The 24,237-nt window shown below is 70.7% G+C and carries 24 protein-coding genes; 11 read left to right on the top strand and 13 right to left on the bottom strand.

Annotated elements, in window-relative coordinates; translation table 11 throughout:
- Positions 1 to 75 precede the first annotated feature (75 nt).
- The 8 genes from AB0I54_RS30785 to AB0I54_RS30750 form a co-directional block, all read right to left on the bottom strand.
- Positions 76 to 489, bottom strand: a complete 414-nt coding sequence (locus AB0I54_RS30785; protein ID WP_363299472.1) for a rhodanese-like domain-containing protein — start codon at positions 487 to 489, stop codon at positions 76 to 78.
- Complete coding sequence (locus AB0I54_RS30780; protein WP_363299471.1) at positions 486 to 1,031, bottom strand: cysteine dioxygenase; 546 nt, start codon at positions 1,029 to 1,031, stop codon at positions 486 to 488. The genes AB0I54_RS30785 and AB0I54_RS30780 overlap by 4 nt, the downstream gene beginning before the upstream one ends.
- A 110-nt stretch (positions 1,032 to 1,141) precedes the next feature.
- Positions 1,142 to 1,255, bottom strand: coding sequence for a putative leader peptide (locus AB0I54_RS30775; RefSeq protein WP_363299470.1), 114 nt, complete (start codon positions 1,253 to 1,255; stop codon positions 1,142 to 1,144).
- Positions 1,256 to 1,306: 51 nt separating this feature from the next.
- Complete coding sequence (locus AB0I54_RS30770) at positions 1,307 to 2,950, bottom strand: FAD-dependent monooxygenase (RefSeq protein ID WP_363299469.1); 1,644 nt, start codon at positions 2,948 to 2,950, stop codon at positions 1,307 to 1,309.
- A gap of 175 nt (positions 2,951 to 3,125) precedes the next feature.
- Positions 3,126 to 4,028: an amino acid ABC transporter permease gene (locus tag AB0I54_RS30765; protein ID WP_363299468.1), complete on the bottom strand. Its 903-nt coding sequence runs from the start codon at positions 4,026 to 4,028 to the stop codon at positions 3,126 to 3,128.
- On the bottom strand, positions 4,025 to 4,690 hold the full coding sequence (locus tag AB0I54_RS30760; RefSeq protein ID WP_363299466.1) for an amino acid ABC transporter permease: 666 nt from the start codon (positions 4,688 to 4,690) through the stop codon (positions 4,025 to 4,027). The genes AB0I54_RS30765 and AB0I54_RS30760 overlap by 4 nt, the downstream gene beginning before the upstream one ends.
- A gap of 111 nt (positions 4,691 to 4,801) precedes the next feature.
- Entirely contained in the window at positions 4,802 to 5,644 is an 843-nt protein-coding gene (locus AB0I54_RS30755) for a glutamate ABC transporter substrate-binding protein (RefSeq protein ID WP_363299465.1), read from the bottom strand.
- Between the two features lie 82 nt (positions 5,645 to 5,726).
- A complete protein-coding gene (locus AB0I54_RS30750) occupies positions 5,727 to 6,503 on the bottom strand; it encodes an amino acid ABC transporter ATP-binding protein (protein WP_363299464.1) in 777 nt (258 codons plus the stop codon).
- Positions 6,504 to 6,800: 297 nt separating this feature from the next.
- Between AB0I54_RS30750 and AB0I54_RS30745 the strand changes: the two genes are divergently transcribed.
- Together AB0I54_RS30745 and AB0I54_RS30740 are read left to right on the top strand one after the other, a co-directional pair.
- Positions 6,801 to 7,487 (top strand): response regulator transcription factor, encoded by a 687-nt coding sequence (locus AB0I54_RS30745; protein WP_363299463.1) that lies wholly within the window; start codon positions 6,801 to 6,803, stop codon positions 7,485 to 7,487.
- 9 nt (positions 7,488 to 7,496) lie between these two features.
- Positions 7,497 to 8,900, top strand: a complete 1,404-nt coding sequence (locus tag AB0I54_RS30740) for a HAMP domain-containing sensor histidine kinase (RefSeq protein ID WP_363299462.1) — start codon at positions 7,497 to 7,499, stop codon at positions 8,898 to 8,900.
- Between the two features lie 22 nt (positions 8,901 to 8,922).
- Here the strand turns inward: AB0I54_RS30740 and AB0I54_RS30735 are convergent, their stop codons facing one another.
- On the bottom strand, positions 8,923 to 9,921 hold the full coding sequence (locus tag AB0I54_RS30735) for a TAXI family TRAP transporter solute-binding subunit (RefSeq protein WP_363299461.1): 999 nt from the start codon (positions 9,919 to 9,921) through the stop codon (positions 8,923 to 8,925).
- A gap of 87 nt (positions 9,922 to 10,008) precedes the next feature.
- On the opposite strand from AB0I54_RS30735, the gene AB0I54_RS30730 reads away from it, so the two are divergent.
- A complete protein-coding gene (locus tag AB0I54_RS30730) occupies positions 10,009 to 10,416 on the top strand; it encodes a MazG nucleotide pyrophosphohydrolase domain-containing protein (RefSeq protein ID WP_363299460.1) in 408 nt (135 codons plus the stop codon).
- A 6-nt stretch (positions 10,417 to 10,422) separates the two neighbouring features.
- Here the strand turns inward: AB0I54_RS30730 and AB0I54_RS30725 are convergent, their stop codons facing one another.
- Both AB0I54_RS30725 and AB0I54_RS30720 read right to left on the bottom strand, forming a co-directional pair.
- A complete protein-coding gene (locus AB0I54_RS30725; RefSeq protein WP_363299459.1) occupies positions 10,423 to 11,814 on the bottom strand; it encodes a hypothetical protein in 1,392 nt (463 codons plus the stop codon).
- 249 nt (positions 11,815 to 12,063) lie between these two features.
- Positions 12,064 to 12,414, bottom strand: coding sequence for a metalloregulator ArsR/SmtB family transcription factor (locus AB0I54_RS30720; RefSeq protein ID WP_363299458.1), 351 nt, complete (start codon positions 12,412 to 12,414; stop codon positions 12,064 to 12,066).
- Between the two features lie 240 nt (positions 12,415 to 12,654).
- On the opposite strand from AB0I54_RS30720, the gene miaB reads away from it, so the two are divergent.
- Both miaB and AB0I54_RS30710 read left to right on the top strand, forming a co-directional pair.
- The gene (gene miaB / locus AB0I54_RS30715; RefSeq protein ID WP_363299457.1) at positions 12,655 to 14,169 is read left to right on the top strand and encodes a tRNA (N6-isopentenyl adenosine(37)-C2)-methylthiotransferase MiaB; all 1,515 of its coding nucleotides are present in this window, start codon (positions 12,655 to 12,657) and stop codon (positions 14,167 to 14,169) included.
- A gap of 84 nt (positions 14,170 to 14,253) precedes the next feature.
- On the top strand, positions 14,254 to 14,967 hold the full coding sequence (locus tag AB0I54_RS30710; protein WP_363299456.1) for a class III extradiol dioxygenase subunit B-like domain-containing protein: 714 nt from the start codon (positions 14,254 to 14,256) through the stop codon (positions 14,965 to 14,967).
- Positions 14,968 to 15,054: 87 nt separating this feature from the next.
- On the opposite strand, the gene AB0I54_RS30705 is transcribed toward AB0I54_RS30710, so the two are convergent.
- Together AB0I54_RS30705 and AB0I54_RS30700 are read right to left on the bottom strand one after the other, a co-directional pair.
- Entirely contained in the window at positions 15,055 to 15,333 is a 279-nt protein-coding gene (locus tag AB0I54_RS30705; protein WP_363299455.1) for an antitoxin, read from the bottom strand.
- A gap of 24 nt (positions 15,334 to 15,357) precedes the next feature.
- Positions 15,358 to 15,672: a hypothetical protein gene (locus AB0I54_RS30700; RefSeq protein ID WP_363299454.1), complete on the bottom strand. Its 315-nt coding sequence runs from the start codon at positions 15,670 to 15,672 to the stop codon at positions 15,358 to 15,360.
- 182 nt (positions 15,673 to 15,854) lie between these two features.
- Here AB0I54_RS30700 and miaA point away from each other — a divergent pair, with 182 nt between their 5' ends.
- From miaA to hflX, 6 genes are all read left to right on the top strand, one after another.
- Entirely contained in the window at positions 15,855 to 16,793 is a 939-nt protein-coding gene (gene miaA / locus AB0I54_RS30695) for a tRNA (adenosine(37)-N6)-dimethylallyltransferase MiaA (RefSeq protein ID WP_363299453.1), read from the top strand.
- 108 nt (positions 16,794 to 16,901) lie between these two features.
- On the top strand, positions 16,902 to 17,414 hold the full coding sequence (locus AB0I54_RS30690) for a hypothetical protein (protein ID WP_363299501.1): 513 nt from the start codon (positions 16,902 to 16,904) through the stop codon (positions 17,412 to 17,414).
- 88 nt (positions 17,415 to 17,502) lie between these two features.
- Entirely contained in the window at positions 17,503 to 18,372 is an 870-nt protein-coding gene (gene dapF, locus AB0I54_RS30685; protein ID WP_363299452.1) for a diaminopimelate epimerase, read from the top strand.
- Between the two features lie 283 nt (positions 18,373 to 18,655).
- Positions 18,656 to 20,866, top strand: coding sequence for an HD domain-containing protein (locus AB0I54_RS30680; protein ID WP_363299451.1), 2,211 nt, complete (start codon positions 18,656 to 18,658; stop codon positions 20,864 to 20,866).
- Positions 20,867 to 20,970: 104 nt separating this feature from the next.
- Complete coding sequence (locus tag AB0I54_RS30675) at positions 20,971 to 22,536, top strand: M1 family metallopeptidase (protein ID WP_363299450.1); 1,566 nt, start codon at positions 20,971 to 20,973, stop codon at positions 22,534 to 22,536.
- Between the two features lie 150 nt (positions 22,537 to 22,686).
- Positions 22,687 to 24,180, top strand: a complete 1,494-nt coding sequence (hflX, locus tag AB0I54_RS30670) for a GTPase HflX (protein WP_363299449.1) — start codon at positions 22,687 to 22,689, stop codon at positions 24,178 to 24,180.
- The last annotated feature ends 57 nt before the right edge of the window (positions 24,181 to 24,237 follow it).

Genomic DNA, 24,237 nt, shown 5'->3' with positions numbered 1-24,237 from the left:
ATGGACCCGCTGTACTGCCCGCCCGAGGGGTGACCTCGTATCAGGAGGTGACCACTATCAGGAGGTGACCGTGTGTCAGGAGGTGACCGGCAGCCCCGCCGCCTTCCACGCCTGGAAGCCGCCGACCAGGTCCGTCGCCCGGTGCAGGCCCAGCCGGTGCAGGGAGGCCGCCGCCAGGCTGGACGCGTAGCCCTCGTTGCAGACCACCACGACGCGCAGGTCGTGGCCGGTCGCCTCGGGGGCGCGATGGCTGCCGCGGGGATCCAGGCGCCACTCCAGTTCGTTGCGCTCCACGACGAGCGCGCCGGGGATCAGTCCGTCCTTCTCGCGCAGGGCCGCATAGCGGATGTCCACCAGCAGGGCCTTGCCGGCCTGCACCGCGTCGTACGCCTCCAGCGGCTCGATCCGCCGGTAGCCGTCGCGCACCCGCTCCAGCAGCTCGTCGATGCCCACCGGCTGTTCTTCCGGCTGCTCCGCCGTCCCGCTCACTGCCAGTCCTCCGGACGCTCGACCTGTTCCAGACGCAGCACCGGGCCCGTGCGGCTGTAGCGCCGGATCCGCGGCAGGGGCGGGTAGTAGGCGTGCACGGAGATGGCGTGCCGGTCGGTGGACTCGTTCAACACCTCGTGGACGTGGTGCCGGCCGAAGGAGCGGCCCTTTCCGGCCGGCAGCCGCCGCTCGCGGTCCACGTCGTCGGTCAGTTCCAGGGTCTTCCAGCCGTCGGCGGGCAGCCGGACGGCGAGGGAGTTCTCCTTGAGTTCGCCCGTCGCGGTGATGAAGGCGCCGACGGACTCGGCATGGTCGTGCCAGCCGGTGCCGGTGCCGGGCGGCCAGCCGATCAGCCAGGCCTCGCTGCCGCCGGGGCCCTCCAGCCGCACCCAGGTGCGGCCTTCCGGGTCGAGCGGGAGTGAGGCGATCAGTTCGGCATCGGCGGCCACCTGCCGTACGAAGCCGAGGAGGTCCGTCTGCGTGGGCGCGGAAGCGGACCCCTGGGCGGGGGGAGTGGGGGCAAGAGAGGGAGAGACAGACACGTACACCGTCCTGAGGTGCGTTCGCTGAGGTGACGCGCGGCGATGCGGGAACGGCGCGCGACGGGAAGAGAAGGGGAGGAGAGAGGGATGGCGAATTCAGCGATGCGAATTCAGCAGGACGTGCGACACACGCAGCCCGCATAGCGGACCAGGTCCATATGGACCCTCCGCCACAGGCGCACATCGGTGTCGGTCACGACCCGGAGTACACCATGCCGGTGCATACCGGTCAACCGACAGTCACTATGTGGACCGGAGGGTGACCGCACTCACGGTCAACGCACCCTGGAGCCCGCCCCGGCCCCGGCCTCTGCCTGCGCCTCCGACTCCGTCTCCGCCTCCTTCTCCGCCTTCACCGCCCCGCCGAGAGTCGCCTCCGCCGCCGCGTACAGGTCGGCCGGCCGAACCCCGCTCAGCGCGGTGACCAGGTGACCGTCGGGGCGCACGAGCAGCACGGTGTGCGCCGGCGCGCCCGGGTACTCCTCGGCGACCAGCAACTCCGCCGGGTACGGCAACGCGGTCACGGCGGCGGCCAGCCGGGGCATGAGCCCCGCGGAGACCCAGTGCTTGCGGTCCCACACACCCGTGCCCGGCGCGATCAGCACGACCAGCAGCGCGCCACGCCCGAGCCGGTCCCGCAACCGTACGAAGGAGCCGTCCTCCGCCGTGACCCGCACATCGGTCACCGGTGTGCCGGGAGGAGTGTCGACGGAGACCTCCCCTTCCAGGTGCCGGGGCGCGAGCGGTGAACCGGCGTACGAGCCCGGCGCGCCCAGCGTCCCGCGCCCCAGGTGACCGTCCGTGAGCAGCGCGTCTTGGCCCCGGCCCGAGCCGGGGACGTAAGAGCGCAGCCCGCCACTGCCGCGCAGCACCGGCAGTACCTGGTCGGCGGCGCGCAACCGGGCGGCCACCACCGCACGCCGCTCCGCCTGGTAGCTGTCGAGCAGCGCCTCGTGCGGCCCGTGGTGCCAGGCCACGGCCAGCTTCCAGGCGAGGTTGTCGGCGTCCCTGAGCCCCTCGTCCAGCCCCTGGGTGCCCAGCGCGCCGAGCAGGTGCGCCGCGTCCCCGGCGAGGAAGACCCGGCCGGCGCGCCAACGGCGGGCGAGGCGGTGGTGCACCGTGTGGACTCCGGTGTCGAGGAGTTCGTACGTCGGTGTGGGGCCGTCCGTCCAGCCGGCGAGGGTCTCGCGGACACGGGCCACCAGGAGGTCGGGCGTGACCAGGTCCTTGCCCGGCGGCAGCAGCCAGTCCAGGCGCCACACGTCGTCCGGGAGGGGGCGGGCGGTCACCTCCCCGGCCGAGGGCCCGGACGTCCGCCACGGCGGCATCCGATGGAGCAACGCCTGACCGGGCCACGGAAGTTCCACACGCAGCGCGGCGACGGCGTGTCGCTCCACCGCCGTACGGCCGGGGAAGCGGATGTCCTGCAGCTTGCGCACGGTCGAGCGCGGGCCGTCGCAGCCGACCAGATAACTGCCCCGCCACCAGGTGCCGTTGGGGCCGCGGGTGTGTGCGGTGACTCCCGAGCGCTCCTGTTCGATGGTGTCGAGCCGACTGTCGAGGGCGATCCTGACCAGCGGCTCGTCGGCGAGGGCGGTGCGCAGGGCGTTGGTCAGTACGTGCTGTGCGAGGTGCAGCGGGGCGGGTTCGGTGTCGTCGAAGACGAGTTCGCGTGTCACCTGCTTGCGCCGCAGAGACCGCCATCCGGCCCAGCGCACGCCGCGCTCGGAGAGCGGGACGCCGGTCAGCCGCTCCATCAGCGCGGCGGTCTCCTCGCGCAGTACGACCGTGCGCGCGGCGCGTGGTTCGTCCTTGCCGGGGCCCTCGTCGAGGACGACGGACGGCACCTCGTGACGGGCCAGCGCCAGGGCCGTCGTGAGCCCGACGGGCCCCGCACCGACGATGATCACCGGGTCCACGGCGCGACGCCCCCTGCCCGCGGCTGTGCCCTGACGGACATGTGTGAACAAGAAGTTGGGGCAGGGTGCACGATCACAGAACGTATGCAACCCATTGGCGGGGTTTGCGTCAAGTGACGGGGGCAGTGGCGATCATGCCACTGCCCCCGTGCCGATCATGCCACTTGGCTGGTCATCAGACAGCGGCACCGCTTCCGAAGGAGCCCCCCACCTCAGCCGGGTTGAGTTCCACCGCGTCGTCCGCCCCGAGGACCGCGCCCGTGCTCCGCTTGCTGCGCCGCAGCCGGCCCTCCAGCCAACTGGCGAAGGTGGTGAGAGCGAAGTTCAGCGCGATGAAGATGACGGCCACCACGATGAAGCTGGGGATGACGTTGGCGTAGTTGGCCGCCAGCGTGCTGCGCGTGTTGAGCAGTTCGGTGTAGCCGATCATCACGCCGCCCAGCGCGGTGTCCTTCACGATGACCACGAGCTGGCTGACGATGGCCGGAAGCATGGCCGTGACCGCCTGCGGGAGCAGGATGCTGGTCATCGTCTGGCCCTTGCGCAGACCGATCGCCTTCGCGGCCTCCGTCTGTCCCTTGGGGAGGGCGTGGATGCCGGCCCGGACGATCTCCGCGAGGACCGAGGCGTTGTAGAGGACCAGGCCGGTGACGACCGCGTACAGCGGCCGGTCGTCGCTGGTCACGTTCGTGTAGCGGGCGTAGTACTCGTTGGCGAACAGCATCAGCAGCAGGACCGGGATCGAGCGGAAGAACTCGACCACGACGCCGGCCGGTATGCGGACCCACTGGTGGTCGGACATGCGCGCGATGCCGAGGAACGCGCCCAGGGGCAGCGCGATGACCATGGCGAGCGCGGCGGCCTTCAGGGTGTCGCCGAGGCCGGGCAGCAGATACGTCGTCCACGCCTCGGATGTGGTGAACGGCTGCCACAAGACCCACTTCAGCTGGCCCTTGTCGTCCAGGGTCCGCCAGACCCACCACAGCAGCAGGGCGAGCAGAACGACGAAGAGCACGGTGAAGACGAGGTTGCGCCGCTTGGCCCGGGGGCCGGGGGTGTCGTAGAGAACGGAGCTCATCGCTTCACCGCCAGTCGCTTGCCCAGCCAGCCGAGGAACAGGCCGGTGGGAAGGGTCAGAACAACGAATCCGAAGGCGAAGACGGCGCCGATGGCCAGGGTCTGGGCCTCGTTCTCGATCATCGACTTCATCAGATAGGCGGCCTCGGCCACACCGATCGCGGCCGCCACGGTGGTGTTCTTGGTCAGTGCGATCAGTACGTTCGCCAGCGGGCTGATCACCGCGCGGAACGCCTGCGGCAGCACGATCAGCCTGAGTGTCTGGCTGAAGGTCAGCCCGATCGCGCGGGCCGCCTCCGCCTGTCCCACGGGCACGGTGTTGATGCCGGATCGCAGCGCCTCGCAGACGAAGGCCGCGTGGTAGGCGATCAGGCCGAGCACGGCCAGTCGGAAGCCCTGGACCTTGAAGTCGGAGGCGCCCATCGTCACGCCGAAGATGTCGGCGAGGCCGAGCGACGTGAAGAGGATGATGACCGTCAGGGGGATGTTCCGGACGAAGTTGACATAGGCGGTTCCGAACCCGCGCATCAGCGGCACTGGGCCCACCCGCATCGCGGCCAGCAGGGTGCCCCAGACCAGGGAGCCCAGGGCGGAGAGGGCGGTGAGTTTCACCGTCATCCAGAACGCCCCGAGGACGTCGTAACCTTCAAGAAAGTCGAACACGATCTCCCGCGCTTCCGGGTGTGTGGCGTACGAGGAGGGCGTGGCGCGCCGCCGCCGTGATCGCGGCTGGCGACGGCGCGCCCGGGGAACCCTGCGGAGCTGGGGCCGGCCTTACTTGACGATCTGGCCGATCTTCGGCGCGGGCTCGTTCTTGTACTCGGCCGGGCCGAAGTTCTTGTCGACCGCCTTCTGCCAGGAGCCGTCGCTGACCATCGACTCCAGAGCCTTGTTGATCTTGTCGAGGGTCGCGGTGTCGCCCTTCTTCACACCGACGCCGTAGTTCTCGTTGCTGAGCTTGAGCCCGGCGAGCTTGAACTGGCCCTTGTACTTGTCCTGCGCGGCGAAGCCCGCGAGGATCGAGTCGTCGGTGGTCACCGCGTCCACGGCACCGCTCTGGAGAGCGGCGATGCACTCGGAGTAGCCACTGAGTTCCTTCAGGTTGGCCTTCGGGGCGATCGTGTCGTGGATGTTCTGCGCCGAGGTGGAACCGGTCACGGAACACAGGTTCTTGCCGTTGAGGTCCGTGGCCTTGCTGATGTCCGAGTCCTTCTTGACCAGCAGGTCCTGGTGGGCCAGCAGGTAGGGGCCGGCGAAGTCGACCTTCTGCTTGCGCTCGTCGTTGATCGAGTAGGTGGCCGCGATGAACTTCACGTCGCCACGGGCGAGGGCGTTCTCGCGGTCGGCGCTCTTGGTCTCGACGAACTGGATCTGGTTGGGCTTGTAGCCGAGCTTGCCGGCCACGTAGGTCGCCACGTCGACGTCGAAGCCGGAGAAGGAACCGTCCGGCTCCTTCAGGCCGAGGCCGGGCTGGTCGTACTTGATGCCGATCTTGATCTTGCCGCCGCCGCTGGAGGAGGAGCCGCCGTCGTCCTTCTTGCCGCCGCCGCACGCGGTGGCGGACACGGCGAGAGCGAGTACGACGGCCGAGGCGGCGGTGACCTTGCGGAGCTTCATCGTGAACATCCTTTGTCTGGTGAACAGGGGAGCCGTCAGGCGGGTGGCGCAGGTCGGTCGTCCGCGGCGCGGACGCGTGCCGTCAGTGGTGCAGGATCTTCGAGAGGAAGTCCTTGGCCCGGTCGCTGCGCGGATTGCTGAAGAACTGGTCGGGCGCAGCTTGTTCGACGATCCGGCCGTCGGCCATGAAGACCACCCGGTTTGCAGCCGATCGTGCGAATCCCATCTCATGGGTGACGACGATCATCGTCATCCCGTCGCGGGCGAGTTGCTGCATGACCTCCAGGACCTCGTTGATCATCTCGGGGTCCAGGGCCGAGGTCGGCTCGTCGAAGAGCATGACCTTCGGGCCCATGGCCAGAGCGCGCGCGATGGCGACGCGCTGCTGCTGGCCGCCGGAGAGCTGTGCCGGGTACTTGTCGGCCTGGGTGCCCACGCCGACCCGGTCGAGCAGGGCGCGGGCCTTGTCCTGGGCCTGCTTCTTGTCGGTCCTGCGGACCTTGATCTGGCCCAGCATCACGTTCTCGAGCACGGTCTTGTGCGCGAAGAGGTTGAACGACTGGAAGACCATCCCGACGTCCGCCCGCAGCCGGGCCAGCTCCTTGCCCTCCTGGGGCAGCGGCTTTCCGTCGATCGTGATGGTGCCCGAGTCAATGGTCTCCAGGCGGTTGATGGTGCGGCACAGGGTGGACTTCCCGGACCCGGAGGGCCCGATGACCACCACGACCTCACCGCGGGCGATCGTGAGATCGATGTCCTGGAGTACATGCAACGCGCCGAAGTGCTTGTTGACGCTCTCCAGGACGACCAAGTCGCCGGTCGCGGCCTTGTCCTGCTTGGCCACCGATACTTCGGTCATCGCTTTCGGGCTCCGTCCTCCTCGGTTTCGGAGGAATGTAGTAACCCCGGATGACCAGCGTCATTACATCTGAGGGGAATCTGAGCATCACGATCCGATAGCAATCGGACACGTGTCGTAGCAGTTGAGGCCGGGGCATGTATCGGCCGGGTAACGGAACCCGCATGGAACCGGAACCGTCTTGACGTCATCATCATCCATCGGCGTGACTGCCTTGGTGCACGCGCGCGTGCGCGCGTTTTGTACAAGCCGAGAACGAACCGCCACCGTACGACCACTGAACCGGAGGGGGCCGGGATGAGACTGCTGCTCGTCGAGGACGACAACCACGTTGCCGCGGCGCTTTCCGCGGTCCTCGCGCGACACGGATTCCATGTGACCCATGCCCGAAGCGGCGAGGAGGCGCTTCAGGCGCTCGTACCCGAGGGTCCCGGCTTCGGCGTGGTCCTGCTCGACCTCGGCCTGCCCGACCAGGACGGATACGAGGTCTGCGGCAAGATCCGCAAGCTCACCAGCACCCCGGTGATCATGGTCACCGCCCGTTCCGACGTGCGTTCCCGCATCCACGGCCTCAACCTCGGCGCCGACGACTACGTGGTGAAGCCGTACGACACCGGGGAACTGCTCGCCCGGATCCACGCCGTCAGCCGGCGCACCGCCCACGAGGACGCCGTGCCGGGCACCGAGGACGCGCTGCGCCTGGGGTCCGTGTGCATCGAACTGCCCACGCGCCAGGTCAGCGTCAACGGTTCGGTCGTCCAACTGACCCGCAAGGAGTTCGACCTTCTCGCGCTGCTCGCCCAGCGCCCCGGCGTCGTTTTCCGGCGGGAGCAGATCATCAGCGAGGTGTGGCGCACCAGCTGGGAGGGAACGGGACGCACCCTTGAGGTGCATGTCGCCTCCCTGCGCGCCAAGCTGCGCATGCCCGCGCTGATCGAGACCGTACGCGGCGTCGGCTATCGACTCGTCGCCCCGGCCGCGTAGCGGGGACGGGTGCGCACACGTCTCCTGCCGCTGCTCATCGTCCTGATGGCGGCCGTGCTGCTCGCACTGGGCCTCCCGCTCGCCGTCAGCGTGGCCGCGGCCCAGCAGCAGACGGTGGTCGTCGACCGGATCGACGACACGGCGCGCTTCGCGGCGCTCGCCCAGTTCGTCACCGACGGCACCGGGTCCCCGCGCACGACCGAGGACGACCGCAAGGAGACGCTGCGCCGCGAACTCGCCAGCTACTACGGGGTGTACGGCATTCGCGCGGGGGTCTTCTACCGCAACGGTGCGGCGATGGCCAACGCACCCGACGACTGGCTCCTGCCCCAGAGCGGGGAGGCGCGGGACGCCTTCGACGAGGCGCTGCTCAGCCGGCGCAGCCATGACCCCGAACAGGTGTGGCCCTGGCAGCGCAGCCGCCTCATCGTCGCCTCGCCGGTGATCCGGGACGGGGACGTCGTCGCGGTCGTGCTCACCGACTCGCCCACGGGGCCCATGCGGTCGCGGACGCTGCGCGGCTGGCTGCTGATCGGGGCCGGTGAGATCGCCGCGATGCTGCTGGCCGTGGGCGCCGCGCTACGGCTGACCGGCTGGGTGCTCAAGCCCGTGGGCGTGCTCGACGCCACCACCCATGACATCGCCACCGGGCGGCTGAAGTCCCGGGTCGCGGTGGCCGGCGGGCCGCCGGAACTCCGCAGGCTCGCCCGGTCGTTCAACGAGATGGCGGACAACGTCGAGGACGTGCTGGAGCAGCAGCGCGCCTTCGTCGCCGACGCCTCGCACCAGTTGCGAAACCCGCTCTCCGCGCTGCTGCTGCGCATCGAACTGCTCGCCCTCGAACTGCCCGAGGGCAACGAGGAGATCGCTTCGGTCCGTACCGAGGGCAAGCGGCTCGCGCAGGTCCTGGACGACCTGCTGGACCTCGCGCTGGCCGAGCACGCCGAGGCCGACCTGCGGCTGACCGACATCGGACAACTGGCCGCCGAGCGGCTGGCCGCGTGGGCGCCGACGGCCGAGGCCAAGGGGGTCCGGCTGACCGGCGACTGCCCGCCGACCACCGGCTGGGCCGACCCGATCACGCTGTCCAGCGCGCTGGACGCGGTGATCGACAACGCCGTGAAGTTCACACCGCAGGACGGCACCGTCACGGTGACCGTCGCCTCCAACGGCGAGTCCTCGACGGTCGTGGTCACCGACACCGGCCCCGGCCTCACCGAGGAGGAACTCGCCCGCGTCGGTGACCGCTTCTGGCGCAGCGGCCGCCACCAGAACGTCAAGGGCTCCGGCCTCGGCCTCTCCATCACCCGCGCCCTCCTCGCGGCGGGCGGCGGCTCCATCGAGTACGAGCACCATGCCCCGCACGGCCTGAGCGTGACGGTGCGGGTGCCGAGGAGCGAGGCGGTGGCTTAGGGGGCGTGCGCGCTCCCCGTTTTTAGGGCTTCACCGATCGGTAGTAGCGTCGTGCCCCCTCGTGCAGCCTGAGCGGGTCCGTGTAGATGGCGGTGCGGAGGTCCACCAGTTGCGCGGAGTGGACGTGGGCGCCGATGTCGTCACGGCTCTTGATGACGGTTCGGGTGACCCACTCGATCAGCCGGGGGTCCATGTCCGTGCGGGTCATCAGCAGGTTGGACACCGCGATGGTCGCCACGGTCGACCCCTGCTGGACGGACGGGTACGCCGACTCGGGCATGTTGGTGGCCCGGTAGTAGCGGGCGGAGTCCCCCTCGGCGTGGAGCTTGTCGACCACGTCGCCGTCGATCGGGACGAACTTGAAGTCGAACGTCTTGGTGAGCTGGACCAGCCCGTTCGTGGGCAGCCCGCCGGACCAGAAGAACGCGTCGATCTTCCCCTGCTGCAGCCTGTCGGGCCCGGTGTCGATGCCGTCGGACACCGGCGTGATGTCCTTCTTGGGATCGATCCCCGCGGCCTTGAGCAGCCGGACGGCGATCAGCCGCACCCCCGAGTTGGGCAGCCCTATGGCCACTCGCTTGTGCTTCAGGTCGGAGAGGGACCTGACGTGCGAGTCGCGCGGCACGATGAGCTGGACGTAGTCGTCGTACAGCCGGGCCACACCGCGCAGCCGCCCGGCACCACTGAGGTGCTGGAGCTCGTACGACTCCACCGCGTCGGCCGCCGCGATGGTGAAGTCGGCCTTCCCGGTCGCCAACCGCCGCACGTTCTCCTGCGAACCGGCGCTGTTGAGCAGCTTCACCGACAGACCCGGCATGTCCCTGTCGAGTTCGGTGCGCAGCCGCTCCCCGTACTCCTGGTAGACCCCTCGGGGCGTGCCGGTGCTGAAGACGATCGTCCCGCTCGGCGGCTCCTCGCCGAGCGGCAGCAGCCACCACAGCAGCAGCCCGAACGCGACGAAGCCGGCGGCCGCGCCCTGGAGCGCGCGGCGCCTGCCGATACCGGGGAAGACCTTGGACATGCGCGCGATCCTGCCAGCCGCCCGCGGTCCTGACCAGCGCCGGGCTCGCCGCGGGGGGTTGTCGGTGGCGGCCGCTACAGTCGCCGTATGAGCAACTCCTCGCCCGCCGGCCTCGTCCGCGAGTTTCACGTCGCCTTCGGCCTCGACGCCCGCAGCAGACCGACGGAGGTGCCCGCCGAGCTGGCCGCGCACCGCGGGGAACTGCTCGCCGAGGAGGCCGCGGAGGTTGCCGAGGTCGCGGTGGCCGGCCCCCTGGACCGGCTCGCGCACGAACTGGCCGATGTCGTCTACGTGGCCTATGGCACGGCCCTGGTCCACGGCATCGACCTGGACGCGGTGATCGCCGAGGTGCACCGTTCCAACATGAGCAAGCTGGGCCTCGACGGCGAGGTCGCCCGCCGGGCCGACGGCAAGGTCCTCAAGGGCGAGCACTACGCGGCGCCGGACGTGACGGCCGTCCTGCGCCGCCAGGGATGGGTACCCGGCGGCGCCTGACGTCGCTCAGACCGAGTCGCCCGCCAGCTGCCACTCGCGGTGCAGCGCGCCCAGCGGGATGCTCCGCTGGAGGATGGGGGTGCCGAAGATCGACAGTTGGAGGCGCAGGGTGCCGGACAGGTCCACGCCGCCGTACAGACCCCACTTGCCGGTGGTCTTCGCGCCGGTGGTGTCCGACGAGGCCTCCACCGTTCCCGAGGCCTCGCCGCGCAGGTACGGCGCCAGGTCGGCGGTGACGCCCACGGTGCCGTAGAGACCGACCGAGGCCTCGGCGCCGAGCGCGGTCTTCACGTTCCCGGCGGCGGTCACCGAGGTCCGCACCGGTGTGCTCGTCATGTCCGAGGCGCTCACCGGGGTCCAGCCCTTGCCCGCGCCGAAGGTGCCGCCGGCCTTGAAGTCGCCCTTGAGGCTCTGCTGCACGTCGACGGTGACCTTGCCGTCGGCGCTGATCTGGAAGTAGCAGGTCAGATCGAGGTTGACGACGACCGGGACGGGGCCGACCTGCAGCACCGGGTCGGCGTGCAGCTTCGCGAACGGGATGCGCAGCGGTGTGGCGGAGGCGGCGGCGCGGCCCTTGACGGCCCAGCCCGAGGTCCAGTCGCCGGAGACGCCCAGGTAGGCGGAGCCGGGCGGGGTGTCGGTGCCCTGGCCGCCGTACTTGAAGTCGACCTGCGGAGCGACCTGCACGAAGCCGGACACCGAGGCGGCTGCCGAGACCGGGGCGCCCTCGGGTGTGGGCACCTCGGCGGAGACGTCGAGCCGCAGGCTGCCCAGCGGGACCGTGGCGCCCTTGGGGCCGACGTGCACATCACCGGTCCTGGACCAGGAGACCTTGACGTCGGGCAGCAGCTTGTCGATGTCGAAGGAGGCCGGGTCGACGGGCACGGTGCCCTTCGCCGTGTCGTCGCCGAGCAGGGCGTTGAGCGCGGCGGGCTCGGTCTGCACCTCCGTGCCCCTGTCGGTCTCGCCGATCACCTTGGTGACCTTGGCGAGCAGACCGTGCGGCGCACCGGGTGCCGGGGCGCTGGCGATGACGTCACCGACGGCGGCCTCGTGCCGGCCGGCGGAGGCGCCGGGAGAGGGGGAGGACGCCGAGGGCGAGGGGGAAACGGGCTTCTTCCCCTGGGAGATGACGGCCCGTCGGGTCTTGCTGTCGTACGAGCTGACGGTGAGTGTGGTCTTGTGTGCCGGCCTGCCCGAGCCGTCCGGGCCGGCGGCCGCGGTCGGGGTGGCGGCGGGAGCGGCGGCGACGGTGAGCGAGTGATCCGCGGCGGTCGTGGCGGTGCCGTCCGGGCCCTGGGTCTGCCGGCTGTGACCCGCGGCGGGCTGCTCGGCCTGCGGTGAGGACGAGGAGCAGCCGACGGCGAACAGGAGGGCGGTCACGGCGAAGGCGGGCATGAGGGCATGCGTGTGCCTCGTGCGTCTGCGCAAGGTGATTCCTGAGGGTGGGGGGTGGCAAGGAGGTACCGGCGGACAGCGGCAATGTGCCGTACTGGCCGGTAACTCGGCGACGAGACATGAGCATGCCATGGCCGTGCGCACGTGACGTCCGCAATCCGGCCACATCCGAACGTGACCTGAACCACGGCTATTTCAGGCCGCGGCGCGGGCCGGATCACCCCCCTGTGTCTCCGTACGACCCCGCCGCTACGCCGACGGCTTCTCCTCACCCTGTGCGGCCCGCAGATCGGCGAGGAGCTCGGCCTGTCCGGCCAGGACGCCGGACAGGATGGTGCGGGCCACCCGCAGGAGCTCGGCGACGTGCGGACTCGTCAGCGAGTAGTACACGTTCGCGCCCTCCTTGCGGGTCCTGACCAGGTTGGCGCGCCGCAGCACCGCCAACTGCTGGGACAGATGCGCGGGCTCGATGCCCACCTCGGGCAGCATTTCGGCGACCGCGTGCTCGCGCTCGCTCAGCAGCTCCAGGACGCGGATGCGTGCCGGGTGGCCGAGTGTCTTGAAGAACTCGGCCTTCAGTTGGTACAGCGGCGCGCTCACGGTGTCGCCCCTTCCCCGGCATGGCGGCACGGCACCGCCCGCCGGACCTCGGTGCATCGTGTCCGCCTACTCGTCAGGAACATGCGGCCATCCTCTCGTGCGGCCGCGCCGGATCCGAACACGGTGACCCGTGCACCCGGAATCAGCTAAGTGATTGCCAAATTTCGCAATTGCGCAGCTATATCCCTCGGCTTCATCCCTCAGGGAGGGGGTGCTCCGGGAACCCCCTACCCTTGTCACATGAGCAGCATCGACCGGAGCCGGCCCGTGGGCGTGAAGACCTACGAAGTACGCACCTACGGGTGCCAGATGAACGTCCACGATTCCGAGCGATTGTCCGGGCTGCTCGAAGAGGCCGGTTATGTGCGCGCCCCCGAGGGGTCGGACGGGGACGCGGACGTCGTCGTCTTCAACACCTGCGCCGTACGGGAGAACGCCGACAACCGGCTGTACGGCAACCTCGGCCGCCTCGCGCCGAAGAAGGCGGCCCGGCCCGGTATGCAGATCGCGGTCGGTGGCTGTCTGGCGCAGAAGGACCGCGACACCATCGTGAACAGGGCGCCCTGGGTGGACGTCGTCTTCGGCACGCACAACATCGGCAAGCTGCCGGTTCTGCTGGAGCGCGCCCGAGTCCAGGAGGAGGCGCAGGTCGAGATCGCCGAGTCCCTGGAGGCGTTCCCCTCCACACTGCCGACGCGGCGCGAGAGCGCGTACGCGGCCTGGGTCTCGATCTCCGTCGGCTGCAACAACACCTGCACCTTCTGCATCGTCCCGGCCCTGCGCGGCAAGGAGAAGGACCGCCGCCCCGGCGACATCCTGGCCGAGGTCGAGGCGCTGGTCGGCGAGGGCGTCTCCGAGATCACGCTGCTCGGGCAGAACGTCAACGCGTACGGCTCCGACATCGGTGACCGCGAGGCCTTCAGCAAGCTGCTGCGCGCCTGCGGCTCCGTCGAGGGCCTGGAGCGCGTCCGCTTCACCTCCCCGCACCCCCGCGACTTCACCGACGACGTGATCGCGGCGATGGCCGAGACGCCGAACGTGATGCCGCAGCTCCACATGCCGCTCCAGTCCGGCTCGGACACCGTCCTGAAGGCGATGCGCCGCTCGTACCGGCAGGAGCGCTACCTCGGGATCATCGAGAAGGTCCGCGCCGCCATCCCGCACGCCGCGATCACCACGGACATCATCGTGGGCTTCCCGGGCGAGACCGAGGAGGACTTCGAGCAGACCCTCCACGTCGTCCGCGAGGCGCGTTTCGCGCAGGCCTTCACCTTCCAGTACTCCAAGCGGCCCGGCACCCCGGCCGCCACCATGGAGAACCAGATCCCCAAGGAGGTCGTGCAGGCGCGCTACGAGCGTCTCGTCGCCCTCCAGGAGGAGATCTCCTGGGAGGAGAACAAGAAGCAGGTCGGCCGCACCCTGGAGCTGATGGTCGCCGAGGGCGAGGGCCGCAAGGACGGCGCCACGCACCGCCTGTCCGGCCGCGCCCCCGACAACCGCCTGGTCCACTTCACCAAGCCGGAGCAGGAGGTACGCCCCGGCGACGTGGTCACCGTCGAGATCACCTACGCCGCCCCGCACCACCTCCTCGCCGAGGGCGCCGTTCTCGGCGTGCGCCCCACGCGAGCGGGTGACGCCTGGGCGAAGCGCAACGCGGCGGAGGCGGCGAAGCCGGCCGGCGTGATGCTCGGCCTGCCGCAGATCGGCGCCCCGGCGCCGCTGCCGGTGGCGACGAGCGGGTGCGGCTGCGACTGACGCTGATCGATCAGGCCTCGATCCGGCAGACGTGCTCGACGAGGAGTGACGTCAGGGCCGCCGTACGGCATTACCCTGCCGATCATGCTTGTCGCCGCAGCAGTCTGCCCCTGTCCACCGCTCCTCGTGCCCCAGATCGCCTCGGGCGCCGCAGCCGAGCTGGACGCCGCGCGCGCCGCGTGCACGGACGCGCTCGGGGTGCTCGCCGCCGCCCGTCCCGACCGGCTGGTGGTGGTCGGGCCCGCGGGGGAGAGCGGAAGCGGGCCTCATCCGCAGGGCGCCCGGGGTTCCTTCCGCGGCTTCGGCGTCGACCTCGATGTACGGCTCGGCCCGGGGCGGGCCCCGGAGTCCGAGCGGGAGCTGCCGCCGTCGCTCGCCGTCGCCGCATGGCTGCTGGAGCGGACCGGCTGGGCGGACGCCCCGATCGTTGGACTCGGTGTGGAGGAATCGCTCACACCCGAGCGCTGCACGGCGGTCGGAAGGGACATCGGAGCGCGGGCCGATCGGGTGGCACTGCTGGTGATGGGCGACGCCAGCGCCTGCCGCACACTCAAGGCACCGGGCTACCTCGACGAGCGGGCGGCACCCTTCGACGCGAAGGTCGCGCGTGCGCTGGGCGCGGCAGACGTGGTGGCGCTGAAGGCCCTGGACGTCGAGCTGGCGTATGAGCTGAAGGTCTCCGGCCGAGCCCCCTGGCAGATCCTCGCGGGCGCGGCCGAGGGCGCCAACCTCACTGGCGCGCTGCTCTACGAGGACGCGCCCTATGGGGTGGGGTACCTGGTCGCCGCCTGGTCCTGAGCACGTCCCGGAAACGGCGGACGGCCGGGAGCCCCCACGCTCCTCGGCCGTCCGCCGATCCACCTGCCGGGCCACCGCCGTGACCGCTCAGGACGCCGGTGGCGGCGCCTCGGGCGGTGTCGCTGTGCCCTCACCCGGCTCGGTGCCGCTCTTCTGCACGAAGCGGTCCATGGCGCCCTTGGCCTTGTCGGTGCCCGCATGGATCTTTTCGCTGTACTTGCCCTTGGTCTTCTCGTCGACGGCCTTGGCGACCTTGTCGAGACCGTGCTCAAGTTTGTCGATCTTGTCCTCGTGATGGTGCGCGAGGTCCGACACCTTCTCCTTGGCCGGGGCGAGCTTGGCCTTCAGGGTGTCCAAGAGATGCATGGTCCACCTTCCCTCGCGGATCAGCTATGTACGGGCGCCCTCACCGGCGTCGTTGTCGGCGGCCTTCTCGGCCGACTGCTGCTTGGGAATGTCGGCGCTCTCGGCGGCGGCACCCTTGGCGGCGTCGGTCGCGGTCGCCGCCGCACTCTCGTCGCCGTCTCCCGCCGGTGCCTTCGCCTCCGACAATCCCTTCGTCGCGTCCTCGGCCGTCACCTTCGCCGCGTTGTCGGCCACGTCCTCCGCCTCGGCCCCGGCCGGCTCCGCGCCGACCCGCGCCTCGGCGGCGGAGGTCTCCTCCGTCGCCTTTGATTTCCTAAGAAGTCGTGCAAAAACGCCCATATCCACTCCATACGTTACTCGTGCGGGCGAAATCCCGCGTCACCCGGAGCGTCCGTTTGCGTCGCCCGGGTCACCGCCCCTCGAAACCGGCGGCCGGATCCTCGCAACGGGCAACGACGCCGAACCCGGTGCGTCACGTAACCCGTTCGAGACGTGGTCGCGAGGTTTGCGAGACTGGTGCGGTGAGCAGCGCACCCTCCGCCCCCCGCGTCATCGCCGTCGTCGGTCCCACCGCGGCCGGAAAGTCCGATTTGGGCGTCTTCCTGGCCCAGCGGCTCGGCGGTGAGGTCGTCAACGCCGACTCCATGCAGCTCTACCGCGGGATGGACATCGGCACCGCCAAGCTGACGCCCGAGGAGCGCGGCGGCGTCCCGCACCACCTGCTGGACATCTGGGACGTGACCGTCACCGCCTCCGTCGCCGAGTACCAGAAGCTGGCCCGCGCCAGGATCGACGACCTGCTCGCCCGGGGGCGCTGGCCGATCCTCGTCGGCGGCTCCGGCCTCTACGTCCGCGGAGCCGTCGACAATCTGGAGTTCCCCGGCACCGACCCCGAGGTCAGGGCCCGGCTGGAGGAGGAGCTCGCGCTGCGCGGCTCCGGGGCGCTGCACGCGCGTCTCGCCGCCACCGACCCCGAGGCGGGGCGGGCGATCCTGCCCAGCAACGGCCGCCGTATCGTCCGGGCCCTTGAGGTGATCGAGATCACCGGCCAGCCCTTCACCGCCAACCTGCCGGGTCACGACTCCGTCTACGACACCGTCCAGATCGGGGTCGACGTCGCCCGCCCCGAGCTCGACGAGCGCATCACGCGCCGGGTCGACCGGATGTGGGACGCGGGTCTGGTGGAGGAAGTGCGCGCACTGGAGGCGAAAGGCCTGCGCGAGGGGCGTACGGCGTCGCGCGCGCTCGGCTACCAGCAGGTGCTCACCGCGCTCTCCGGGGACTGCACCGAGGAGGAAGCACGGGCCGAGACCGTGCGCGCCACCAAGCGCTTCGCGCGCCGTCAGGATTCATGGTTCAGGCGCGATCCCCGCGTGCAGTGGTTGAGTGGGGCCGCGACGGACCTCACAGAACTTCCGCACCTCGCCCTGGCGTTGGTCGAACGACCGGTTACAGCCTGATCACGTGATGGCATCGGGATGCGCCGCCGGTCATCGAGGCCTCCGGCGCCGTGCCATCATCGAGCTTCGATCGACCAAGTGGAGTCCTAGTTGGGAGGGCGCGTGGCGATGGAGGCCGGCCCTCGCGACACCGCACAGGCGGCACAAGACACCGAGCACATCGGCGTCGGCGGCGTAGAACCGGAACCGGGTGAGGGCCCTCTGAGCTCCGACGGGCCCGACGAGACCGCGGGCGGTGTGACCGACGACGGTCCCGAGCCCGAGGAGATGTTCGCCGGCGGACCGGAGGTCGAGGTCGAGCTGCGCCCACAGCGCCGACTGCGTATCTGGCAGCTCGCGCCCATCGTCGGCCTGGCCGCGGTCGGCTCCCTGATGTTCGCCTTCCCCCTCGCCTTCGACTTCGGCGACAGCGGCGCGGTGATCGCCATGCTGGGCCTGCTGATCTGCTGCTGCGCCGCGGGCTGGGGCATGATGGCCGCCCGCCGCGTGGGCCACACCTTCCCCGGCCTGCCCCCGCGCGGCTCCGGACGCCGCCCGGACTGGCGGGTCGTCATCGGCTACGTCCTGCTGGTGGCGGTGATCGCGGTCCTCGCCGTGTGGCGCGTGGCCCGGCTGCGCTAGCCGGTCCGTCGTCCCCCCCGATGCGTCCCGTCCCATCCCACCCGGTACGTCCCGTACGGCTGTCGTACCGACCCCGTACGATCGAGGAATGAGCACGCGGATCGCCTTCCTCAAGGGTCACGGCACCGAGAACGACTTCGTGATCGTTCCGGACCCCGAGAACGTCATCGACCTGACCCCGGCCGCCGTGGCCGCCCTGTGCGACCGCCGCGCCGGCATCGGCGGTGACGGCGTGCTGCACGTCGTGCGCTCCGCCGCGCACCCGGAGGCCAGGGACATGGCGGCCGACGCCGAGTGGTTCATGGACTACCGCAACAGTGACGGCTCGATCGCGGAGATGTGCGGCAACGGCGTCCGTGTGTTCGCGCGCTACCTCCAGCACGCCGGACATGTGGCCGAAGGGGACCTCGCGATCGCCACGCGCGGGGGAGTGAAGGCCGTCCACATCGCCAAGGACGGTGACGTCACCGTCGGCATGGGCAGAGCGCGTCTCCCCGAAGGGGACGTCACGGTGAGCGTCGGCGAGCGCAGCTGGCCCGCGCGCAACGTGAACATGGGCAACCCGCACGCGGTCGCCTTCGTCGACGACCTCGCGCACGCCGGCAAGCTGCTCGACCCGCCCCCCTTCAGCCCGGCCGCCGCCTACCCCGACGGGGTCAACGTCGAGTTCGTGGTGGACCGCGGGCCCGGCCATGTCGCGATGCGCGTGCACGAGCGAGGCTCCGGAGAGACCCGCTCCTGCGGCACGGGCGCGTGCGCCGTCGCCGTGGCCGCCGCGCGCCGGGACGGCGCCGACCCGACCGTCACCGGAACCCCGGTGACGTACACCGTGGACGTGCCCGGCGGACGTCTGGTCATCACCGAGCGACCCGACGGCGAGGTCGAGATGACCGGTCCGGCGGTGATCGTCGCCGAGGGCGGGATCGACGCCGAGTGGCTGGAAAACGCGGTTCGCTGACCGCGAGAAACGCAGCTCCCGCAGCCCTGGGCGCGTGGATCCGTGGATCCTGGCCTCCGGGGTGGTGCGAAACGATGGCAGGGCGCGAGGCACGTGGCGCAAAACCGTAAACCTCCAAATCGTCGCTCGAATGGGTGATCCGTTTCACGCTCGGCGAGAGCGGGTCAGTCGGGCGTGATGGGCTCGGTAGCATCAAGCACCGGCACGGACGGGGGAACGTCGCCAACCCTGAGCCGCGTATGCCCTGGGGCCCCGTCCGCCGGTCCACGAGCCGGAGGTGCCCATGAGTGCGGAGGCCACGAACCCTGCGACCCCAGGCCCTGTAGCCCCTACAGCGGCCCGCAGGAAGGCCCGCCCCCGGATCGACCTGCGCCGACTCGGCCGCGTCGCGCTGCTCGGTCCCGCCGGCCGCGACCGTCTGCCGGACGCCATCGGCCATGTCGCCGAGGCCCACCGCGCCCACTACCCAGACGCCGACCTCGAACCGCTGCGCCGGGCCTACGTCCTGGCCGAGTCCTCGCACCGCGGCCAGATGCGCAAGAGCGGCGAGCCGTACATCACCCATCCGCTCGCCGTGACCCTGATCCTGGCCGAACTCGGTGCCGAGACCACCACCTTGACGGCCTCTCTGCTCCACGACACCGTCGAGGACACCGACGTGACGCTGGATCAGGTGCGGGAACAGTTCGGCGAGGAAGTGCGCTATCTCGTCGACGGCGTCACCAAGCTGGAAAAGGTCGACTACGGAGCCGCGGCGGAGCCCGAGACGTTCCGCAAGATGCTCGTCGCCACCGGGAGCGACGTCCGTGTGATGTCGATCAAGCTCGCCGACCGGCTGCACAACATGCGCACCCTCGGCGTCATGCGCCCCGAGAAACAGGCCCGCATCGCCAAGGTCACCCGCGACGTCCTCATCCCGCTCGCCGAACGGCTCGGCGTCCAGGCCCTGAAGACCGAACTGGAGGACCTCGTCTTCGCGATCCTCCACCCCGAGGAGTACGAACACACCCGCCGTCTGATCGCCGACAACGCGGCACGCCCCGACGATCCACTCGCGGAGATCGCCGACGAGGTGCGCACGGTCCTGCGCGACTCCGACATCCAGGCCGAAGTCCTCATCCGCCCGCGCCACTTCGTCTCCGTCCACCGGGTGGCCCGCAAACGCGGACAACTGCGCGGGGCGGACTTCGGCCGGCTGCTGGTCCTGGTGGGCGAGGACGCGGACTGCTACGGCGTCCTGGGCGAGCTGCACACCTGTATGACGCCCGTCGTCTCGGAGTTCAAGGACTTCATCGCCGTACCGAAGTTCAACCTGTACCAGTCGCTGCACACCGCGGTGGCCCACCCGGACGGCCAGGTCGCCGAAGTCCTCATCCGCACCCACCAGATGCACAAGGTCGCCGAGGCCGGGGTCGTCGCGCTCGGCAATCCCTACGCTCCTCCTTCGGAGGAGCAGTCCGCGAGCGACGGCGAGCGCGCCGACCCCACCCGCCCCGGCTGGCTCTCCCGCCTCCTCGACTGGCAGGAGGCCGCGCCCGACCCCGACACCTTCTGGTCCACCCTGCGGGAGGACCTGGCCCAGGACCGCGAGATCACCGTCTTCCGGCCCGACGGCGGCACGCTCGGCCTGCCCGAGGGCGCCACCTGCGTCGACGCCGCCTACGCCCAGTACGGCGAGGACGCGCACGCGTGCATCGGAGCCCGCGTCAACGGCCGCCTCGCGACGCTGAGCACGGTCCTCCGAGACGGCGACAGCGTCCAACTCCTCATGGGCCAGGACCCGGCCTCCGAGCCCTCCAGGGAGTGGCTGGAGCACGCGCACACCCCGGCCGCGCGCATCGCCATCCAGCGGTGGCTGGCGGCGCATCCGGAGGGCGAGGCCGCGCGGGACGCGTCCGCCGGCACGCACGCCCAGGAGACCGACGCCGGTGCGGCCCCGGACGGCCCGGCAGCCGGTCCCGGCGCCTCCGCCGCGCACGTCACCCCGGATGCCCCCGGCGCTCGCTCCGGCAGCGACGCCCGAGCCGCGCGCCCCCGAGGCGCCGACGTCCTCGTGGACCCGCCGGGAGCCGCCGTACGGCTCGCCGGGTGCTGCACTCCCGTACCGCCTGACCGAATCACCGGATTCGCCGTGCGCGGCGGGGTGGTGACCGTGCACCGGGTGGAGTGTGCCGCGGTGGCCCGGATGACGAGCACAGGACGCGCGGAGGTCGCTGTGCGCTGGGGTGACACCACCGAGTGCCGGGTCACGCTGGTCGCCGAATCGTTCGGCCGCCCCCATCTGCTCGCCGACCTCACCGAAGCGATCGCCCTGGAAGGCGCCGAGATCGTGTCCGCGACCGTCGAACCGCCCAGCCAGCAGCGCGTACGCCACACGTACACCCTCCAACTCCCCGACGCGGCCCACCTCCCGGTCCTCATGCGGGCGATGCGGAACGTACCCGGCGTGTACGACGTGAGCCGGGCCCAGCACCAGGCCCCCGCCTCCTCCTGAGGGAGGACATCGCAGGCCTCCTGAGGAACCGACCCCCAACCCGTTCGGGTGGGCCGGGCGCGCGTCGCCACCGCAGGGCGGGCGCGCGCTGGTAGCGGTGGTGCATGCTGCTCATCCTCCGCACCCGCCCTCCCCGGCCGAAGAGGACGAGGACCTCCCGGCACCGCACGGCGGCCCTCCTCGCCTCCGCCGTCTCCGTCTGCCTCCTGGCCGCCGGCGCCCCCGCCGAGCCGCTGGGCGTCGGCGACCGCCTCTTCCCGTACCTGGGCAACCCGGGATACGACGTCACGTCGTACGACCTCTCCTTCACCTATCCCGGCACCAACGACAAACCCCTGGGGGCCGTCACCACCATCGACGCCCGGACGACCGCCGACCTGGACCGCATCAACCTCGACTTCGCGCACGGCAAGGTCGAGTCCGTCGAGGTCGACGGCCTGCCGGCCACCTTCGCCGCCGCCGGTGAGGATCTGGTCGTCACTCCTCGGGTGCCGCTGCCCAAGGGCTCCTGGATGCGGATCACCGTGCGGCACACCAGTGACCCCAGGCCCGTCAAGGGCCGGGACGGCGGCTGGGTGCGGACCTCCGACGGCCTCGCCATGGCCAACCAGGCCGACGCCGCGCACCTGGTGTTCCCGTGCAACGACCATCCGTCGGACAAGGCGATGTTCACCATCCGGGTCACCGCCCCCGACGGCCTCACGGCCGTGGCCAACGGAGTTCGGGCCGGTGTGGGCCGGGACGGCGGCTCGACCACCTGGACGTACCGGACCAAGCACCCCATGGCCACCGAGCTCACCCAGGTGTCCATCGGCCGCTCCGCCGTCCTGCACCGCACCGGACCCCACGGGCTGCCGGTGCGCGACGTGGTCCCCGCCGCCGACAGCAGGGCCCTCGGACCCTGGCTCGCCAAGACTCCCGACCAGATCGCCTGGATGGAGAGCAAGGTCGGCGCCTACCCCTTCGAGACGTACGGCCTGCTCATGGCGCAGGCCTCCACCGGCTTCGAACTGGAGACGCAGACCCTCTCCCTCTTCGAGAAGGAGTTGTTCACCGAGCCGGCCTACCCCAAGTGGTACATCGAGTCGGTCATGGTGCACGAGCTGTCCCACCAGTGGTTCGGCGACAGCGTCAGCCCCCGCAGCTGGTCCGACCTGTGGCTGAACGAGGGGCATGCCACCTGGTACGAGTCCCTGTACGCGCAGGAGAGGGCGAACAAGCCCATGGAGGCACGCATGAAGGCCGCCTACGGCGCCTCGGACGGCTGGCGGGCCTCGGGCGGCCCGCCCGCCGCCCCCAAGCCGCCCAAGGAGGGCCAGAAGATCAGCATCTTCCGGCCCAACGTCTACGACGGAGCCGCGCTGGTGCTGTACGCCCTGCAGCAGGAGATCGGGAAGGACGCCTTCCAGCGTCTGGAGCGGGCGTGGGTGCGTGACCACCGGGACGGCACGGCGAGTACGGCCGACTTCGTGGAGCTGGCCTCCCGGATCGCCGACCGCGACCTCGGCGGGTTCCTCAAGGGCTGGCTCTACGGCGAGAAGACCCCGCCGATGCCGGGCCACCCGGACTGGGCGTCCACGCCGCCCGCCAAGGGCGCACAGACCAAGGACGCACCCGCCAGGAGCCCACACGGCAAGGCCCTGACCGGCAAGACCGCGCACGGCGAATAAGGCGGTGACGAGACGGGGCGTCCCGTGCGACCATCTTCGGGTTGACGTGGTACGGGTCCGGGAATCTCCCAGGAGACTCGTACGTTGTGCTCAGTGACCGCCGTAGCACAATGACCGCCGTATCGGAATCCCCATCGACGTAAGGACCCAATGACCTCCTCTTCTTCCTTTTCCCAGGACACCAAGCGCTTCGCGCACGCCTACCCCGAAGGTCTTCGGGCCGATGCCCTGATGGAAGAGGACGTCGCCTGGAGCCACGAGATCGACGGAGAGCGGGACGGCGACCAGTTCGACCGCTCCGAGCGCGCGGCCCTGCGCCGCGTGGCCGGCCTCTCCACCGAGCTCGAGGACGTCACCGAGGTCGAGTACCGCCAGCTCCGCCTGGAGCGGGTCGTGCTCGTCGGCGTCTGGACCTCGGGGACCGTGCTGGACGCGGAGAACTCCCTCGCGGAGCTCGCCGCCCTCGCGGAGACCGCGGGCGCGCTCGTGCTCGACGGCGTGATCCAGCGCCGCGACAAGCCCGACGCGGCCACCTACATCGGCTCCGGCAAGGCCGAGGAGCTGCGCGACGTCGTGATCGAGACGGGCGCGGACACCGTCATCTGCGACGGTGAGCTGAGCCCCGGCCAGCTGATCCATCTTGAGGACGTCGTCAAGGTCAAGGTCATCGACCGTACGGCCCTGATCCTGGACATCTTCGCCCAGCACGCCAAGTCCCGGGAGGGCAAGGCGCAGGTCGCGCTCGCGCAGATGCAGTACATGCTGCCGAGGCTCCGGGGCTGGGGTCAGTCGCTGTCCCGCCAGATGGGCGGCGGCAAGGGCGGCGGCCTCGCCACCCGTGGTCCCGGTGAGACCAAGATCGAGACGGACCGGCGCCGGATCCGCGAGAAGATGGCGAAGATGCGCCGGGAGATCGCGGAGATGAAGACCGGCCGCGAGATCAAGCGCCAGGAGCGCAAGCGCAACAAGGTGCCGTCCGTCGCCATCGCGGGCTACACCAACGCCGGCAAGTCCTCCCTGCTCAACCGCCTCACCGGAGCCGGCGTCCTGGTCGAGAACGCCCTGTTCGCGACTCTGGACCCGACCGTCCGCCGGGCGGAGACCCCGAGCGGCCGGCTGTACACACTGGCGGACACCGTCGGCTTCGTCCGGCATCTGCCGCACCACCTGGTCGAGGCGTTCCGCTCCACCATGGAGGAGGTCGGCGACGCCGATCTCGTCCTGCACGTGGTGGACGGCTCGCACCCGATCCCGGAGGAGCAGCTGGCCGCCGTGCGCGAGGTGATCCGGGACGTCGGCGCCACCGACGTGCCCGAGATCGTCGTGATCAACAAGGCCGACGCGGCCGACCCGCTGGTGCTCCAGCGGCTGCTGCGGATCGAGAAGCGCTCCATCGCGGTCTCGGCCCGCACCGGCCAGGGCATGGCCGAGCTGCTCGCGCTGATCGACAACGAGCTGCCGCGCCCGTCCGTCGAGATCGAGGCGCTCGTGCCGTACACCCACGGCAAGCTGGTCGCCCGTGCCCACACCGAGGGCGAGGTGATCTCCGAGGAGCACACCGCGGAGGGCACGCTGCTCAAGGTGCGGGTGCACGAGGAGCTGGCCGCGGACCTGGCACCGTACGTGCCCACTCCCGCGGCCTGACCCGTACAGCCCGAAGGCCCGCCTCCTGCTCGGCGCAGGGGGCGGGCCTTCGGCGTG

Source organism: Streptomyces sp. NPDC050625, from assembly GCF_040654755.1.
GTDB lineage: Bacteria > Actinomycetota > Actinomycetes > Streptomycetales > Streptomycetaceae > Streptomyces.
Note: the sequence above shows the minus strand (reverse complement) of the source record. Positions and strands in the feature narration are given on the sequence as shown.